Annotated in this window: 19 protein-coding genes; 8 read left to right on the forward strand and 11 right to left on the reverse strand. The window is 41.2% G+C overall.

Features of this window, described 5'->3' with window-relative positions:
* Nucleotides 1-34 precede the first annotated feature (34 nt).
* Nucleotides 35-1,345, forward strand: a complete 1,311-nt coding sequence (locus FD968_RS01750) for an O-antigen polymerase (protein ID WP_215367088.1) — start codon at nt 35-37, stop codon at nt 1,343-1,345.
* Nucleotides 1,329-2,123 (forward strand): bifunctional 2-polyprenyl-6-hydroxyphenol methylase/3-demethylubiquinol 3-O-methyltransferase UbiG, encoded by a 795-nt coding sequence (locus FD968_RS01755; RefSeq protein WP_215367090.1) that lies wholly within the window; start codon nt 1,329-1,331, stop codon nt 2,121-2,123. Before FD968_RS01750 ends, FD968_RS01755 begins: the two co-directional genes overlap by 17 nt.
* Here the strand turns inward: FD968_RS01755 and FD968_RS01760 are convergent.
* A complete protein-coding gene (locus FD968_RS01760) occupies nt 2,101-2,961 on the reverse strand; it encodes a hypothetical protein (protein ID WP_215367092.1) in 861 nt (286 codons plus the stop codon). The genes FD968_RS01755 and FD968_RS01760 overlap by 23 nt on opposite strands.
* The gene (locus FD968_RS01765) at nt 2,939-4,315 is read right to left on the reverse strand and encodes an O-antigen ligase family protein (protein WP_215367093.1); all 1,377 of its coding nucleotides are present in this window, start codon (nt 4,313-4,315) and stop codon (nt 2,939-2,941) included. The genes FD968_RS01760 and FD968_RS01765 overlap by 23 nt, the downstream gene beginning before the upstream one ends.
* 188 nt (nt 4,316-4,503) lie before the next feature.
* Between FD968_RS01765 and tviB the strand changes: the two genes are divergently transcribed.
* From tviB to FD968_RS01780, 3 genes are all read left to right on the forward strand, one after another.
* Nucleotides 4,504-5,778, forward strand: a complete 1,275-nt coding sequence (gene tviB, locus FD968_RS01770; RefSeq protein ID WP_215367094.1) for a Vi polysaccharide biosynthesis UDP-N-acetylglucosamine C-6 dehydrogenase TviB — start codon at nt 4,504-4,506, stop codon at nt 5,776-5,778.
* Nucleotides 5,779-5,780: 2 nt separating this feature from the next.
* Complete coding sequence (locus tag FD968_RS01775; protein WP_215367095.1) at nt 5,781-6,818, forward strand: NAD-dependent epimerase/dehydratase family protein; 1,038 nt, start codon at nt 5,781-5,783, stop codon at nt 6,816-6,818.
* A gap of 127 nt (nt 6,819-6,945) precedes the next feature.
* The gene (locus FD968_RS01780) at nt 6,946-8,904 is read left to right on the forward strand and encodes a nucleoside-diphosphate sugar epimerase/dehydratase (protein WP_251367600.1); all 1,959 of its coding nucleotides are present in this window, start codon (nt 6,946-6,948) and stop codon (nt 8,902-8,904) included.
* Nucleotides 8,905-8,961: 57 nt separating this feature from the next.
* Here the strand turns inward: FD968_RS01780 and FD968_RS01785 are convergent, their stop codons facing one another.
* Nucleotides 8,962-9,444 (reverse strand): recombinase RecT, encoded by a 483-nt coding sequence (locus FD968_RS01785; protein ID WP_215367096.1) that lies wholly within the window; start codon nt 9,442-9,444, stop codon nt 8,962-8,964.
* A gap of 264 nt (nt 9,445-9,708) precedes the next feature.
* Complete coding sequence (locus FD968_RS01790) at nt 9,709-10,737, reverse strand: calcium:proton antiporter (RefSeq protein WP_215367097.1); 1,029 nt, start codon at nt 10,735-10,737, stop codon at nt 9,709-9,711.
* Between the two features lie 111 nt (nt 10,738-10,848).
* Here FD968_RS01790 and FD968_RS01795 point away from each other — a divergent pair, with 111 nt between their 5' ends.
* Nucleotides 10,849-11,211, forward strand: a complete 363-nt coding sequence (locus FD968_RS01795; RefSeq protein ID WP_215367098.1) for a sirohydrochlorin chelatase — start codon at nt 10,849-10,851, stop codon at nt 11,209-11,211.
* On the opposite strand, the gene cobA is transcribed toward FD968_RS01795, so the two are convergent.
* The 3 genes from cobA to FD968_RS01810 are packed head-to-tail and all read right to left on the reverse strand — an operon-like array spanning nt 11,134 to nt 14,310.
* Nucleotides 11,134-11,985, reverse strand: coding sequence for a uroporphyrinogen-III C-methyltransferase (gene cobA / locus FD968_RS01800; protein ID WP_215367099.1), 852 nt, complete (start codon nt 11,983-11,985; stop codon nt 11,134-11,136). The genes FD968_RS01795 and cobA overlap by 78 nt on opposite strands.
* 7 nt (nt 11,986-11,992) lie before the next feature.
* Nucleotides 11,993-12,586, reverse strand: a complete 594-nt coding sequence (locus FD968_RS01805; RefSeq protein ID WP_215367100.1) for a DUF934 domain-containing protein — start codon at nt 12,584-12,586, stop codon at nt 11,993-11,995.
* Nucleotides 12,583-14,310, reverse strand: coding sequence for a nitrite/sulfite reductase (locus tag FD968_RS01810; RefSeq protein WP_215367101.1), 1,728 nt, complete (start codon nt 14,308-14,310; stop codon nt 12,583-12,585). The genes FD968_RS01805 and FD968_RS01810 overlap by 4 nt, the downstream gene beginning before the upstream one ends.
* Nucleotides 14,311-14,488: 178 nt before the next feature.
* Here FD968_RS01810 and FD968_RS01815 point away from each other — a divergent pair, with 178 nt between their 5' ends.
* Together FD968_RS01815 and FD968_RS01820 are read left to right on the forward strand one after the other, a co-directional pair.
* Nucleotides 14,489-15,778, forward strand: coding sequence for a serine hydrolase (locus FD968_RS01815; protein WP_215367102.1), 1,290 nt, complete (start codon nt 14,489-14,491; stop codon nt 15,776-15,778).
* Between the two features lie 169 nt (nt 15,779-15,947).
* Nucleotides 15,948-16,265 (forward strand): hypothetical protein, encoded by a 318-nt coding sequence (locus tag FD968_RS01820; protein ID WP_215367103.1) that lies wholly within the window; start codon nt 15,948-15,950, stop codon nt 16,263-16,265.
* Between the two features lie 60 nt (nt 16,266-16,325).
* Here the strand turns inward: FD968_RS01820 and FD968_RS01825 are convergent, their stop codons facing one another.
* Genes FD968_RS01825 through FD968_RS01840 form a run of 4 tightly spaced genes read right to left on the reverse strand, consistent with a single transcriptional unit; the run spans nt 16,326 to nt 17,619 of the window.
* The gene (locus FD968_RS01825; protein WP_251367601.1) at nt 16,326-16,697 is read right to left on the reverse strand and encodes a type II toxin-antitoxin system death-on-curing family toxin; all 372 of its coding nucleotides are present in this window, start codon (nt 16,695-16,697) and stop codon (nt 16,326-16,328) included.
* Nucleotides 16,697-16,978 (reverse strand): hypothetical protein, encoded by a 282-nt coding sequence (locus FD968_RS01830; RefSeq protein ID WP_251367602.1) that lies wholly within the window; start codon nt 16,976-16,978, stop codon nt 16,697-16,699. Before FD968_RS01830 ends, FD968_RS01825 begins: the two co-directional genes overlap by 1 nt.
* Before the next feature lie 30 nt (nt 16,979-17,008).
* The gene (locus tag FD968_RS01835) at nt 17,009-17,380 is read right to left on the reverse strand and encodes a hypothetical protein (RefSeq protein ID WP_215367104.1); all 372 of its coding nucleotides are present in this window, start codon (nt 17,378-17,380) and stop codon (nt 17,009-17,011) included.
* 5 nt (nt 17,381-17,385) lie between these two features.
* Nucleotides 17,386-17,619, reverse strand: a complete 234-nt coding sequence (locus FD968_RS01840; RefSeq protein ID WP_215296358.1) for a hypothetical protein — start codon at nt 17,617-17,619, stop codon at nt 17,386-17,388.
* Nucleotides 17,620-17,639 lie beyond the last annotated feature (20 nt).

Raw genomic sequence — 17,639 nt, forward strand, 5'->3', positions numbered from 1 at the left:
CTATCTGTGGTTATTAGTAGTATGTTCAGCGGGAATGGCTTTTCTCATTAAAAGATTTGGTGTTTCAAATTTTTACAAAAACTTCCTTTTTACGACGGTGGCTTCCTATGTAGTGATGATTTGCCTGAACCCCCCTGCTGGGGATAGCGTGATCGTGAGTTTGGTAGATGAAAATTATGGGTATTTTCAGCATGTAATACCAGGATTGTATTTTACGAAGTATCTAATCGCAAACTTATTAGGGGTTACTTTCTTGATGATTGGGATTTCGATACCAGTCATGCTTTCTAAGGACGTTAGACATGAAACAAGTAAGTTTTTAAATGGAGAAATTGTAGACAGTAAGCAGCAACTCCAAGCGGTATATAAAATTTCGGTAGCCATCTTTTTGGTATGTCTTCCCTTAATTATTTGGTATGTTAGGGAAACAGATGGCGGTCCTTTGCTTCACATGATTGGTCGTATGGGGGATGAGAATTATTTTGTTGTTGAGAGGGAGCGAAGTTTTAAATGGTTAGATCCTAGATGGGGACTTGGATCCGCCACCATCTTATTTTACCCATTACTTTTTATTCGTACGACCATCTTTCCTATAGTGCTATGTATTTTAGTTTTATCCTTAATTAAAAATTTCTCAAGATTAAAACTTTTAATTGCAATACCTATTTGCTTAACCATTAGCTATTACGCTCTTTATACAATGGCCAGAGCTCCTTTTGCGGCACTTCTATTGCGACTAGTTATCGCTATCTACCTGGTTAAATTTTTCAAGGATGACAGGCTATTTATCCTCGCTCTTAGCTCAATCGTGCTTGTGCCGATATTTATAACTATGCCAATCTATAACAATAGCTTCTTAGAGACTGTTGTGAAAATTTATAACAGACTTGTAGTGGGCCCCACAAATGATGTTTATAACTATATTAGCTATTGTGGCAACATTATTGACTTTCAATATGGAGCAACTTTACTAAGGCCTATATTGCAATTATTTAAGCTGCCTAATTTTTACTTAGAAAATGAGATATATAAATATCTTTACCCGAGTGGCATTTTTTCTGGCCATAATAACGCAGCTTATATAGCAAATGCATATTGTGATTTTGGATACATGGGAGTTATTTTGGTTTCAATAATATTAGGTGTAATAATCTCATGCTTTCATATTTTCATAGTTTCTAAGCCAAAGACTTTGATATCCTGCGCGTGGTATGGTTTTCTCGTCTATTTATTTTGGGTCATAAATTTTGGATCAATTACTTCGGTGTTTTTGGCAAATGGCTTGATTGTTTCCACTATTGTATTTTCAGCCCTTTCCAGAGTTGTTTATGAAAAAAAATACTAACTTTACAGAAGTGACTGAGTTTCCAGATGAATTGGTTACTCAGCAGCAGATAGATAGATTTGTGCAAAGGTACTTCTGGTCGGTCGAATACTGTAAAGGGAAGACCATTTTGGAGGTTGCTTGTGGATCTGGTCCTGGGTTACCACTAATTGCTTCTGTTGCAAAGCAGGTATTTGCCTTAGACATTGATAAAAATTTGCTTTCAGTAGCAAAAAAATATAATCCAAATATTGTTTTCTTTAATGATGATATTGAGTCCCATGATTTTAGAGGGGCTAAATATGACGTGATCATGATACATGAGGCGATTTATTATTTTGAAGATCCAATTGGATTGCTTAAAAGACTGAAAGAGATTTTGCACCCTAATGGAGTAATTTTAATTTCCTCCGTTAACCCCAGTATTGAAGGCTTTAATAAGAGTCAATTTAGCAAAAATTACCTGGATATTTCTGCTTATATTAATGCCGCTAATGAGTTGGACATGAAATTAACTGTTTCTGGTGGATTTGAATTGGCGGCGTTAAACAAAAATCTTTCATTCAAATTTAGGCAAAAGCTAAAAAAGCTTGCCTCATCTTTCGGCTTGATTCCAAAATCTATGCGAGGTAAAAGGATTCTAAAGAGAATTTTCTTTGGCAGATTGAGTAAGATGCCCGTACTGAAAGACAAGAGCAATTTTATTGGGCGCTACATAGCCCCACAGGCGATATGCAAAGAGCAGGCGAATGATCTTGATTATGAAATACTTTATATTAGTCTGACATTGAACTCTTAGAGATCGTATTCTTAGAGTTTTTTGGAATCGGAAAATTTCCTGAAAAATGCAGTATGTAATTTTTTCCCAGAAGTTGAGTGATAAATTTTCTATAACAAGATGAGATGAAGTAATTCTCACCAAGTCCTAAATATTTTTCGAGCCGCTTGTTAATTTTTTTTTGAATTCGACATATCCAGTACATTGGGGCGCCGAATTTAAAAATTTCATATATTACTTGCTTGTTAAATCTTGGGTTTAGTGGAAAAAATTGGTCATTTGTGTGAGCTAGATAGCTCATTGGTATTTCCTCATAAATATAATCCGCTTGATTATTTCGTACTGATTCTTCATAGAATTTCTTAAATATATGTGCTATCTCTATGGGCTTGCAAAGCCATACACCACCATTTATTGTTGCCTTAACCTTTGGATGGGGCTTAAATCCTTTTTCGGAATAAAACAAATCGACTGCGGTTTGGTTAAGCCTTTCTTGTCGGTGCCAGTATTTATTGGCCATCCTGAAGCATCTAGATTTTCTTTGATCAATTACCGCTCCAAATGCTTTGTTTGGGTGAATGCTGTCAAAAATTGAAGGTGCTATGCTTGAAATAACGATATCAAGATCTAAAAACGCAATCCATTCGTATTGAATGTATAGGCTAGGGAGTAGCAGTTTTTGTGTAAATAAATGGCCTCTATTTAATTCATCAGGTGGTTCAGTGCGAATTTCAAGGTTTGCATTACATCGTGCAGCGTATGCTTCAAGCTGTGGCTTTTGAGACCGCAGTATTTCTTCATATTTTTTACCTATAGCCAAGACTACTATGGCATTTTTAGTCATATTGTTGTTGCTCATGAATAATGTAGGCTATAGAGCCAAATAATGATATCGAAAAAAATAGATACTCAATATATTCTTTTTCACTTACCTCAAGAATTGTCCAAAGTAAAGTTAAGCCTAATAATACCCACATCGAGATTGAATTAAGTATTTGATGGTCAGCATTTCCAACTTGATTGAATCTATTGGAAACGGCATGATGCAAACCATATAAAATTGCTAGTAAAGTGAGAAGCATTCCCGGAATGCCAACCCCAAGCGTATAGTCGATCCACCCGCTGTGAGTGTGGTCAGATCTTGCATTTGGATATTCCAGCTTTAAGTAGTAACCATAAGGAAGAAAGGTAAATCCAGCTCCTGCAGGATTTATGGCGATAATCTCCAAGCCTTTTTTAATGGATGCGACCCTATAGAAGGTGCTTCCATTGACAGTTCTTTCATCCACCACAATTGGCAGGCCGGAATCTCGGCTATCGTAGCGCCACTGCGGGTATTCGTTAATTTGCAAGCCAACTTGTGCGTCAAGAATTATATTTTTTAATTTGTTGTTTTGGGTGGAATATACATAGCTAAATCCGGCGATAATTATTAGGGCGCTCAAAACCAAAATTAATCTATCTCGGATTTTAATTTTAGTTTGTGTGGTTAAAAATAGGCCAGCCTGAATCAAAAGAACTGCAAACGCTATTAATAATCCATTTAGGCTTTGCATAAGATATTGAGAAAATATGCAAAATATCAATATAACTAATGTAGTTATGATTCTAGGAAAAATATTTTTCAAGTTGGAAAATCTCATGATAAGACTATCCAAATAGCCAATCGTTATTAAAAAAGGAAATATTAAAAAGTAAGTGGCCGGGGCCTTTGTAATGAAAATTCCAAAATAATCTACAACGGGGATTGTTTTTGCATGATAAATTTCTATGAGGCAGGATATTAGATTTACTAGCGCTAATACAAAGTAGTTAATAAAAAAAATTTTTGCTAGATGGACCTTTCTTATTAAAATCACAGCTAATCCGACTCCAAAAATAGTGGCCGCAAAAGATCGGGGCCATAAACTTTTAAGTTCTATAAGTTGCTGTGACTGTATTGTTGGATGGTAAAAGTATAAAAAAATCACCCATAAAATTATTAAAAAAATAATGGCGGGTATAGTCAAAAGACTCGCATTTTTTTCATTTATCTCAGAGTAAATAAAATATATGGAAAAAAATGCACCCAAGTAAAGACAAATATTTCTAATGGCAATTGTATTCGGCAGTGGAATGGTATCAATAAGAACCATTCCCATTATTAATATAGCAAACGAAAAAAAACGGTCAATTTTAAATTTTTTTTCGTCAATAGTATGACTATTAATCATTTTGATATTTTTGCCTTAAATTATTTTGATATACAATCGACCGATAGCATTTTAGCTTTTATTTTTAGGATTTTAGCTTTAGTTGAGGCTTCGTACTTTGTGGTGTTTAAAGTAATTTTTTAAGGATTGTATGCTGGACATTCACGGTCTGGTATTTTTGCCACTATTCTCAAAGTTAATCTTTGTATATGAAACTAGATCAAATGAAATTGGGCATTATTGGGCTGGGTTATGTGGGTCTGCCACTTGCTGTTGAGTTTGGTAAAAATAGGGTAGTAATAGGTTTTGATCTGAATCTCAGGCGTATTGAAGAGTTGCGCTCGGGCATTGATTCAACTTTGGAGGTGGATGCTCATGAGCTGTCGCGGGCTGACAAGCTCATTTTTAGTAATAATCTCGAAGATTTGCGAGTATGCAATTGTTTTATTGTAACTGTGCCAACGCCGATTGATGAACATAAGAGGCCCGATCTCGCCCCCCTTATCAAAGCTTCGCAATCGATCGGCCAAGTTTTAAAGGTTGGCGACATTGTCATATATGAGTCAACCGTTTATCCAGGTTGCACCGAAGAAGAGTGCGTACCCATTTTAGAAAGGATCTCTGGCCTTAAATTTAACAAAGATTTTTTTGTTGGATACAGTCCAGAGCGAATCAATCCGGGTGATAAAGAACACCGTCTAGCAAATATTAAGAAAGTTACCTCTGGCTCTACGCCTGAGGTAGCTAACTTGGTTGATATGCTTTACGGGCAGATTATTGTGGCGGGCACCCATAAGGCTGAAAGTATCAAGGTTGCTGAGGCTGCGAAGGTGATTGAAAACACGCAGCGTGATTTAAACATTGCTTTAATTAATGAGCTGGCTCTTATTTTTAATTTAATGAGAATTGATACCGAAGCGGTTTTGCAGGCGGCGGGTTCAAAGTGGAATTTTTTGCCATTTCGCCCTGGTTTAGTTGGCGGTCATTGCATTGGTGTAGACCCCTACTACCTAACTCATAAGGCCCAGGCGATTGGTTATCACCCAGAGGTGATTTTGGCTGGCCGTCGGGTAAATGACAGCATGGGCCCTTATATTGCTAGTCAGATGGTTAAAGCAATGACCAAGCAAAGCATTCAGGTGCGTGGCGCAAAGGTATTAATTATGGGCTTGACCTTTAAGGAGGATTGCCCTGATGTCCGAAACTCTAAAGTTGTTGATGTTTATCGCGAACTTTTGGATTACGACTGTCAAGTTGATGTCTACGATCCTTGGGTCGACTCAGAAGAGGCTTTGCATGAATGCGGACTCAAAATTTTGCCACATTTAAACAATGAAAAATATGATGGAATTATTTTGGCAGTCGCTCATCAAAAATTTAAGGAGATGGGTATTGGGAGAATAAGATCTATGGGAAAAGAAAGGCACATTCTTTATGATTTGAAATATATTTTTAATGCTAATCAAAGTGATTTGCGACTTTAAAAATGGATGCAAAATTGCCTGCATATGACGATCTTCTTCAGAGATTAAAAAATGAACAGCATGTTTGGTTGGTTACTGGTGTCGCTGGCTTTATTGGCAGCAATCTTTTGGAGGCACTCCTCAAGCTTGATCAGAGAGTGGTTGGTCTAGATAATTTTTCTACTGGTTATCGGAAAAATTTAGATGAAGTTCATTCATTGGTGTCGCAAGAGCAATGGAGTAATTTTAATTTCATAGAGGGAGATATTCGAAATTTAGAAGATTGTGATTTGGCTTGTAGCGGAGTTGAGTTTGTTTTGCATCAGGCTGCATTAGGTAGCGTGCCGCGAAGTATTGAGGATCCTATTTGTACGAATGATGTGAACATAGCAGGATTTTTGAATATGTTAGTTGCCAGCAGGAACTCTAAGGTAAAGCGGTTTGTTTATGCTGCCTCCAGTTCTACTTATGGGGATCACCCAGATCTTCCAAAGATTGAGAAAAGAATTGGCAAGCCCCTTTCTCCATATGCGGTCACAAAATATGTCAATGAGCTCTACGCAGACGTATTTGCAAGGACGTATGGATTACAGAGTATTGGATTGCGATACTTCAATGTGTTTGGAAAGAGGCAGGACCCTATAGGGGCTTACTCCGCCGTTATACCAAGATGGATTGCTGCAATGATCAATGGCGATAAAATTCATGTGAATGGAGATGGGGAAACCAGCCGTGATTTTTGCTATGTTGAAAATGTGGTGCAGGCTAATTTATTGGCTGCAACTACAGAAAATAATTTAGCAATTGATCAGGTTTATAACATAGCGATTGGGGATAGAACTACCCTTAATGAACTTTTTGATTTATTGAAAAACGCCTTAAGCAGAGCTCGCCCAGATGTTTTAATGACCACGCCGAGTTATCAGGGTTTTAGAAAAGGAGATGTTCGGCATTCGCAGGCTGATATCACTAAGGCAAAAAGAATGTTGGGTTATTCACCTCTTTTTACTGTTTCCAAAGGAGTTATATTGGCCGCTGATTGGTATTTAAAAGATTTCTAGAGGTTATGCATTAACAAGCCATGTTTGTTGTTGCATGCACGAATATTTCCTGATTTACTTGTAGTGGCTAATTTCCCATTAATTAATGGGCTCGACCGTTTTTTAATGCTGTAATTTATAATTATTTGTGCCAATTAATATAGTTAAACAGTCGCTTTTAGGTTTGCCTCGCTTGATTAAGCGAGGCTTGGTGGTATTTTGCGATGTGTTGATTTGTGGATTAAGTGTTTGGCTAGCGTTTGGACTTCGGTTGGATTGGTGGGGTTATTTCCAAAATAGTCAGTGGATGGTATTCGCCACTTCTATTGGACTCTCCTTTCCCCTCTTTGTTTCTTTTGGTTTATATCGGGCAATTTTTAGATATATCGGTTTGATTGCTTTTTCGTCAATAGTGCGCGCTTTCATTGTTTACAGCGGTATTTTTTTCTGCATATTTACGATCTTTGGGGTAGGTAGTGTGCCCAGGTCCATCGGCGTTATTCAGCCAATCTTATTATTCATTGGTATTGGTGCTTGTCGATATTTGGCGCGATCATGGTTGGGCGGCATCAAAGTAAATCAAAAGGGATCTCATATTCCTCAATCTGTTGTGCTAATTTATGGCGCTGGTTCAGCGGGTCGTCAATTGGCTGCGAGTTTGTCTAGCAACAATGAAATAATTTGTAAGGGCTTTATTGATGACGGCGCTCATTTGCAGGGAAGCACAATTAACGGTATCGCTGTCTACTCTAGTGCTAACTTACGGGGTCTTATTCAGCAACTTGAAGTATCGGATGTACTGTTGGCCATTCCTTCTGTCAGCTCGCATCGAAGATCTGAAATTATTACCTCGCTAAATGATTGCAGGGTTCGTGTTCGCACCCTGCCTAGGTTTACTGATATAGCCTCAGGCAAAGTCAAGGTATCAGATTTGCATGATTTAGATATGAATGACTTGCTTGGTAGGACGGCAGTCCCGCCCAAAGTCGAGCTCTTGGAGAAAAATATTCGAGATCAAGCGGTTTTGGTAACTGGGGCAGGCGGATCCATTGGAAGTGAATTATGTCGTCAGATTATTAAATTTTCCCCCAAATCCTTAATTCTGATTGATAACAGTGAACATTCCCTTTATTTGATATATGAGGAATTAAAGGGGGTTATCGCTGGCCTTGACAATGATTGCTTGGCAATGGTTGATGATAATCAAGTTTCTTCAATTGATAGGGCACCATCAATTGAATTGGTGCCCTATCTAGCTTCTGTGCGTGACAAGGATTCGCTCAAGAAAATCTTCAGAGATAAACTTCCAAATACCGTTTTTCATGCTGCTGCATATAAGCATGTTCCCTTGGTGGAGCAGAATTCTGCTGAAGGCATTCGAAATAATGTTTTTGGAACATTAGTTTCCGCTCAAGTGAGTTTGGATTTTGATGTAAGCAATTTTATTTTGGTGAGCACTGATAAAGCTGTAAGGCCAACTAATGTAATGGGAGCTAGCAAGCGTATTGCGGAGTTGGTTTTGCAGGCAATGGCAGATCTTGCAGCCCAGCGCAATCAGTCAACCATTTTTTCAATGGTGAGATTTGGCAATGTATTGGGTTTATCTGGATCGGTTGCTCCCCTTTTTAGCAGTCAAATTGCTCAAGGTGGCCCTATCACTCTGACACATCCCGAAGTGACGCGTTATTTCATGACCATTCCAGAGGCGGCTCAATTGGTAGTGCAGGCTGGCGCAATGGCTGTTGGGGGTGATGTCTTTGTTTTGGATATGGGTGGGCCGGTGCGTATTTATGATTTGGCTACTAAGATGGTGTATTTATCGGGACTATTAGTTAAAGATGAAAAAACTTCATATGGTGATATTGAAATCAAAGTTACTGGTTTGCGTCCGGGTGAAAAACTATATGAAGAGCTATTGATTGGCGACAATCCACAGCCAACCACTCACCCTAAAATTATGAAGGCGCACGAGGAGTTTTTGCCTTGGGATCATTTGCAGCAAGAGCTTGAAAAACTAATTTTGGCGCTAGATACAGGTGATGCCAGGTTAATAAAAGATGCTCTCAAAAAGTTGGTGCCTGGTTACTACCCAGCACAAGTGGGGTAGACAAACGCTCATCCAAAGTTATTGTGCTTTTGGTAGCTGGAAGATTGTTTGCTAACGTTATATCGACAATTGCAGCATTTGCTTCAATTTTTCTGTGTGTTTAAATTGCTGATTAGGTTCCTGAATTATCTTTTTGTTAGCCTGTTGATGTGGATCTGGCGTCATAGTTTTATTTTTAGATCTCGGTTTGTCGGACCTTTCATTGGTGTTGCAAACATTAATCCCCATTGCCAACCTCGCGCATTGCTGCAGCACTCTATGTCGTAGCATCCTTTTTGGCATCTTTTTCCAAACTTCACCCTGGTTTTGTACTTCAGATAGGTATTCGCGTACGGTAGTTGGCATGATCCCGTCAGGCCGATAGATGGTGCGCTCCATCCAAGTGTTTTGTGAGGTCTGCGGACTCTGTAAATCTTGTAAATCTGAGAGTTCTGGTGATTGAGTAAAAGTAATGCCGCTAAAAGCGGGGTGTCTATGCAACCGCTTAATCCAACCATTGACGCTAATCGATGCTTGCCCGCTCAATTGGGTAGAGCTCAAGCCCACTGAAAATGAGAATGTGCGCTATTGTGATCAATGCGCTAAAGAGGTCACATTGTGTTTGGATGATGAGCAAATTGATGCTGCCTGGGAGTAGGGCTTGTGTATCGCCCATCCCTCTTATGATGCCCAGATGATCAAAGCTATTGCGGCTTATGAGAAAGGTGATGGTCCTGATCCGTTTGTCAAAATATCAATGCTCATGGGTTTGTCCAAGCGACGAGACGGTGAGTAACCCCTTTGCTTCTAAAGGTTAGACTTAAATTAGGGCACTAGACTTAAGAACAGGTATTCAAAAAAGATGATCAAGTGAACCACACCTTGCAATAGGGTTGTTCTGCCAATGGCGAGTGTGAGTGCGCCAATAAAGAAGGTCAGATACATCAACGTCATATTCAGGGTGCTGATACCGAGGCTGAGCGGTAGATTAAAGTAAATGGCAATAGCAGCAATTGTGGGGATCGAAAGCCCGATACTGGCTAGCGCAGACCCTAAAGCCAGATTTAGACTGCTCTGCAGGCGATTGGCTTTGGCTGCTCGAACAGCAGCAAAACCTTCTGGTAAAAGTACCAACATCGCAATGGCAATGCCCACGATAGTCTTAGGCGCCCCAGCTGCATTAACTCCAGCTTCAATGGCTGGGCTCAGAAGTTCTGCCAATCCTACAACTACTATTAATGAGGCTATCAGTAGCGCAACGCTAACAGTAGTCTTAAGATTGCTAGGCTTAGGCGCATGAAAGTTGATATCAGTTTTCTTTTCTTCAGTTTTAGGTAAGTAGTAGTCGCGGTGACTGACTGTCTGAAAAAATAAAAATGCTGCATATAGAGCAAAACAGGCAATGCCAGCAAAAGCCAATTGGCTCTTCGTAAAGTCTGGGCCTGGCGTACTAGTGGTCACAATAGGCATGACCAAAATAAAGGTCGCCAAAGCTGTTAATACCGCTAATGCTGAATTTGTACCCTCATTGCGAAAAGACATTTCATGATGGTGAAGGCCTCCAATAAAAATGCACAAGCCAATCACGCCATTAATCACAATCATCACGGTGGCAAACACGGCATCGCGGGCGATAAATTCAGAGCCATCATGCCCAGTAAGCATCATGGAGATTATTAAAGAAACTTCAATGATAGTGACGCTGATCGCTAGGATGAGAGCGCCATAGGGCTCACCCGTCTTGTGGGCCACGACCTCAGCATGATGAACGGCAGAAAGCACCCCTCCAATGAGAGCTATAGCCATGAGCACAATAAACCATGTTTGACTGGCTAGGGAGTGAAGCAGTTCCATAAAAGAGCCTTATCTAGGAAGAAACAAAAACACCATTGTGCATTTGCGGTTAAGCTTGTTAAATATAGATTAATTAATGATGTGAGTTTGTATTGGAGTTTATAGGTATTTATGAAGGCAATCATTCTTTTTGGCCATGGCGCAAGAGATCCTCGTTGGCGTGAGCCCTTTGACCGACTCGCTACTTTATGGAGTGCGCAGCATGCAGGAACTCCAGTTGAGCTGGCCTTCTTAGAGATGATGCAACCCTCCCTAGATGAGGCAGTAGCCGCATTAAGCGCTCAGGGGGCAACTCAGATTACTGTGGTGCCCGTGTTTTTTGGTCAGGGTGGTCACCTGCGCAATGACTTTCCGGTATTGCTTGATTCCTGTCGGGAAAAATTCCCCCAAATTACTTTAAGCACGACGCCTGCTGTTGGCGAAGACTTGGCTGTCTTGCAGGCCATCATCGACTTTGGCGTTAGAGCACTTTGAGTCTTCGGATTCAGATTGTGTATCTTTAGTTCTTAAAGCTTCGCCCACCATAATTAAGGCTGGTGAGCTACTATCAAACCAAGCATCTGCGTTGCCATCGGCTAACTCTGCAAGAGTGCTAGACCAAAGACGTTCACGAGGTGTACTCACGGCTTCTAAAATTTGCACAGGCGTATCTTGCTTGTGAGTACTACCATTATTTCCCTGGGTAATTAATTGTTGTGCAATCTGAGCGGCATCTTTACGTCCCATGTAATAGACAAGAGTGTCAGCGCTTGGATTGGAAATAGGTTGCCCAGCAGTCAGGTTCTCGGCGCCTTGCGCTAATGTTACAAAAGCAACGCTTCTACTGATTCCGCGTAAAGTCAGTGATTGTTGAATGCTTGCCGCGCCTGCAAGCGCTGCAGTAATGCCCGGTACTACTTGTACTTCAATGCCCGCATCTTTAAGTGCTTGTATTTCTTCATCGGCACGACCAAAGAGCATCGGGTCACCACCTTTAAGGCGAATCACCGTTTGGTATTTCTGGGCAGCATCGACTAAACGCTTATTAATAAATTGCTGTGCAGAAGAGAGCTTTCCACAACGTTTACCTACTGGAATAAGTTCTGCCTGCGGGCAAAGGGATAGCATTTCAGGCTCTACTAAAGCATCATGAAATACGATTTCTGCTTTTTCAAGCAGTTTTGCACCGCGCACTGTAATGAGATCGGCAGCCCCAGGGCCGGCACCCACTAAATATACTTTACTGAGGGATGGAAGATTGCTTTTCATGCTCGACTCAAGCTTCCAGTAAAGAGCGTTTGCCACGCCAACTGTTTTGCGTGGTGACGGTAAATAAATCAAATTGCTTTAGAGCGATATCCGTCTTTTGATCAGGACGTAGTGCAAAGCTATCAAAACCAACGCGAGCACCCTGCAATAGCTGGTCAATCAACACGTCACCTATCGCACGAATCTCGCCAGTCCACTGGAAGCGATTACGCAGAATTGCTGCAGTACTAAAGCTTCTACCATCTCTGAAGATTGGGAAGTGAGCCGCAACTACTGGCCATAGGGTTTTACCTTGCTCAATCATGTCAGCATGCTTCAGAATATCTTCATCGGCAGCAAACCAGACGCCAATCTGACCTGCTTTCGCTTTTGCTAGTACATTTGCTTCGTTGTGATGGACTATCCACCAACTAAATGGTACCAAGACATTCTTTTTGCTGTGCTCTAAATCTGGGAGCGTTGAATTCGCACCTTCATCTTTGTTTTTACTATTTTTGCCGCTCCATATAAGCCATTCATTATTCTCGATGATTGGTTTGCTACCTTTAGGGAAATGCAAAATTTGATCATGTGCAGCAATGATTTGTGGATTGGCGCTCATGATGTAGCCCCTGCAGATTGCGTCTTCTCTTTTTTCTTGGTGCTTTCGTCTTTATTTTTATATGCAGCCTCTTTGAAAGGTGTCACGCCGATTCTGCGAAAGGCATCGATAAAGGACTCATCTTCACTGCGGTTATTGACGTAAGTATTAATGACATTAGTAATAACATCAGGAATCTCATCGGCATAGAAAGAAGGACCAATAACCTTGCCAATAGCGGCATCATTACCTTGCTCACCACCTAAGGTAATTTGGTACCACTCTTCACCATCTTTATCGACACCCAAGACGCCGATATTGCCAACATGGTGATGACCACAGGAGTTGATGCATCCCGAAATGTTCAAACTGATATCACCAAGATCAAATAGGTAATCCAAGTCATCAAAACGCTCTTGAATGGCTTTAGCAATTGGGAGGGATTTGGCATTAGCTAGAGAGCAGAAGTCACCGCCTGGGCAGGCGATGATATCGGTAAGTAAGCCAATATTTGGCAATGCTACTTTTTGCCTTTTGGCTTCTTGCCAAAGTTCATAGAGCTTAGATTGCTCAACATCAGCCAATACTAAGTTTTGTTCATGGGTTGCTCGTAATTCACCAAAACTATACTGATCTGATAAATCGGCAATTGCTAACATCTGTGCGGTAGTGGCATCACCAGGCGCTACGGAGCCATGCGGTTTGAGTGACAAAACCACGCTGGCATAACCAGGAATTTGATGAGGCTTCACATTGCGCTCTAACCATCTTGCAAATGCTGCTCTATCTGTTTCACTAGCGGTATTGATCACTTGCTCATTGGAGAGTTTTGGCAAGCTTTTATAAGCAGGCTTGGTAAAGTGTTTTGCAACACGATCCCACTCGGCTTTAGTGAAATTGTCTTCACCATTTTTGATATGGATCCATTCACCTTCAACTTGTCGAGCAAACTCTTCAGGACTTAAAGCCTTAACCAAGATCTTGATGCGAGCCTTGTAAAGATTGTCTCTACGCCCAAAGCGGTTATAGACCCGCAAGAGGGCTGTGAGGTAGCTTGGTAGTAGCTGCCATGGCAAATCTGTTTTGATCAGTGAGCCTAAAATTGGTGTGCGACCCATACCGCCACCTGCATAGATATCTGCAGTCAGTTCACCATGATTGATGCTCGGACTTTTCTTGAGTTCAATACCAACATCATGGCAAAGCAATATAGTGCGATCTTCTTTTGCGCCATTGATGGCAAACTTAAATTTACGCGGTAAGTGTGCGAATTCAGGATGTAGTGTTGACCACTGACGGAGTAATTCACATATAGGTCGTGGATCAACATATTCATCACCAGCGACACCAGCAAATGCATCGCTCGTAATATTACGAATGCAGTTACCTGAAGTTTGAATGGCGTGCATCTCTACTTTGGCAAGCTCTGCCAAAATATCGGGAGTGTCTTCTAGTGTGACCCAGTTGAATTGAATGTTTTGACGAGTCGTGAAGTGACCGTAACCACGGTCGTACTTTTCGGCAATGAGCGCCATGGTGCGCAATTGTTTGGAATTAAATAGACCATAAGGAATGGCAACCCGCAGCATATAGGCATGACGCTGGTGATAGAGGCCATTCTGCAGTCTTAAGGGCCGAAACTCTTCTTCCGCAAGGCTGCCATCAAGACGCCTAGCCACCTGGTCTCTAAATTGTGCAACCCTCTGATCTACAAGGGTTTGGTCAATGTGGTCATATTTATACATAGCCCACGATTGTCAGGGTTATTCTATATTCATCCAAATACTTAAAAATTGATCTTATATAACTTAGAGATATATAGGCTGGAAATAGACCCCGATCCCTAAAAGTCTGCTTCAATAGGCCTAAATCTTAAAAAAGAGGGCGCAAGCTAGGCCCCAAAACATCAAAAACGGAGACAGCATGAAAAAATTCCAACAAATTGGCTTGGCCGCCGCCCTCAGCTTCGGACTAATGACGACTGGTGCAGGTTTTGCCGCAGATACCTCAAAAGCACCTTTGCCTCTCAGTAGCACTCCTGGCCAAGGATTTACCCAGGAAGGTCTCAAACGAATTGATGCGTTCTTTGCTGATCAAATTGCTGCTAACAATATGCCCGGTGCCGTATTGGCGGTTGCCAAGAATGGCAAGTTAGTCATTTTTAAACCTTATGGATATTTGGATAAAGCCAACAACAAACCTATGACAACGGATGCCATCTTTAATTTGGCATCGATGACTAAGGTGATGGCTGCTGTAGGCGGACTCACTTTTTATGAAGAAGGGAAGTTGCCGCTCAATGCACCGATCTCTAATTGGCTTCCGCAATTTAAAGACATGAAAGTAGGCAAGATTGATGCTGACGGCAATCTCACTACCGTATCAGCAAAAAATCCCATTACTGTTCAAGATCTCATGCGCCATACCAATGGTCTCACTTATGGCGGTCGTGGCGCAACACCAGTACATAAGTTTTATCCAGCAGGCTCAGCGCCCGCAGCCGTTCAATACAATGCCCAAGAATTTATTGATAAGTTAGCCAGTGCACCATTGCTCTATGAGCCAGGCACTGCATGGGATTATGGTTTTGGTTTGGATGTGCTCGGCATCATTGAGGAAAAGATTGCCGGTAAACCTTTGGGCGCAGTCATGCAGGAGCGTATTTGGAATAAAGTCGGAATGCCAAATACCACTTTTGACTTGGCTGAAAAAGATCGTGCTCGCTTAGCGCAACCCTTGCCGATTGACCCGCTTACTGGTAAGCCACAAAAGGTTGATATTCATACACAGAAGGTGAAATTTGATTGCGGTGGCTCATGTGCCTATTCCACTGCGGGTGACTACATTCGCTTTGGTCAAATGCTGCTCAATGGTGGCAGTCTTGAAGGTAAGAAAGTATTGGGTCCGCAGACAGTAGCATTTATGACATCAAACCACTTAAACAAAGATATTAAAAATAATGTCGGCGGTACTGAGCCAGGTCGCGTAGGTTATGGCTTCGGTTTGGGTGTAGCAGTTCGCACTGATAGAGGCTTGTCAGCGATTAACGGCAACGTTGGCGATTTCACCTGGAACGGCGCATACGGAACCATCTTTTGGGCAGACCCTAAAGAACAAATGGTGGTGGTCATGATGGGTGTAGCGCCAGGCGAAATACGTAAGGTACATCGTGAGCAATTGAATGCTGTGATTTATGGCGCATTGGAGAAGTAATGAAAAGTTATAAGAACAGCTAAACCTGACCACTCCAATTGAGTGGATATTCCCTTCTTTAAAATTAGCGCAAGCACTAAAAATGCTTGCGCTAATTTTTTTATCCAACACATTTATTTCTGGAGATCGATATGACATAACTTTTTAACAAGAATTTGAGGAATTTGTTATGTCACGAACAGTTAGACGTAAAAATCAGCGGCATGAATATGTATGGGTTTTAAAAGATTGGGACTTATTTATTAAAGGAGGCCCAAGTATTCGTCATGATCAACACTCGCCCGCTGGAAGAAAAGCAATTGCTATCTTTCACTCTGACAAAGAAATCACTATGGGAAGTGGGGCGCCGCGATGGTATCGCAAGATATTTGATCGGCGTCGGCGCACCAGAAACGACAGAGTGATGCGGCAATGGCTCGGAAACCATGATTTTGATCCCGTCTTTGAAGCTAGCCACAAGCATGAGGCCAATTGGTCTTGGTGGTGATTTGATCGTTTTTTAATTATAAAAAGGGGTTGCTTGAGAGAAGATTTTGATTGTTTTGGGCTATGAGGGCTTGCTTACGCTGCGTAACCATTTATCAATAACTTGATGGTTTAATTCATGTTTTTCAAACATGCTAATAATTTTGATGTGGGATTCCTTCGGAGTTGCATATATTCGAAAGCCATTTAAGCGCAAAAAAGTATCCATTGCGGCAAACGCAAGCCTTTTGTTTCCATCTACAAATGGATGGTTGATGGCGAGGCTTTCGAATAGGGCTGCTGCTTGGCTAATGACATCGTTATAGTAGCCAGATTGAGCTCGATAAAGCGCTGCTTCTAGAGCGTTTCTATCTCTAACTCCAGTCGATCCGCCAAATCTATTAATTAAGACCTCATGCATCAACATGAGGTCTTCGAGCGAGGGGTAAATCACTACTTGGCCAGCTCTTTATAAAGCTCTTCAAACTCCTGCAAGCTTTGTGCAAAGTGAGACATTACCTTTCGACTATTGATTGCAATCCCTTTTTTGCTGAGATAGTCGCGGAATGCTTCATCCAAAACTGCATGAAATTTCCGACCCTCTGCGTCAGCAATCTGATGAAGAACATTTAAAATCTCAGGGTTGGCCTGAGAGGAAAATTTGCTTAAATTTATAGTGCCCATGGGCTTTCTCCACTTTTTCAGTATTATTCTTGAAAATTCTTGAAAAATCAAGAAATAATAAGGCCACTAGAACAGCGTGGTTTACAACCCGTGTTCCCGATAGTGCCTGTATAAGTTAGCAATTGACGCAAACCCCAGAGTCACAATCAGTACTGCAAATAGGTATTCAGTGCTGAGGTGGTTAAAGACCTTCAGCTGAATGAGTATCGCGGCTGCTATAAAAACACCAATCGATCCAAAGGCTACTAGTTTGAAATTGGGTATAAATGCGCCCAAGGTGATTGCAACAAATACTAAATAGAGTTCTGAAACCAATTGGTCTGCAGTAACAAAAATAGAATTGGTTAATTCTGGGTTAGTAAATTTTCCCAAAACGGCAATGGTCAGAATGCTAGCTAAGATCGCAAAGTTCAACTTTGCTTTGGACAGAATGGCTTTCAGTTGATCGTTCATATTGCTCAGGCTAATGGAGCGCCATTGCCATTAAAGACCAGGCTAATGCCAAGCCATAAGAGAATGAAGGCAACAAGTACGGTGAAGCCAATTTTCTTGAGGAAATATTCCAGGCTATCCATATAAGCTTCATCATTACGACCAAACCATTGATCAAATCGTTTCCAAACTAGGCGACCTACCACTAGGGGTAGCAACATCGCAACAATGCCTAAGATGACGGTAAGGGTGGTATCCATATAAAACTTCTTTCTACTGT

Source organism: Polynucleobacter sp. AP-Titi-500A-B4, assembly GCF_018688095.1.
Classification (GTDB): Bacteria; Pseudomonadota; Gammaproteobacteria; order Burkholderiales; family Burkholderiaceae; genus Polynucleobacter.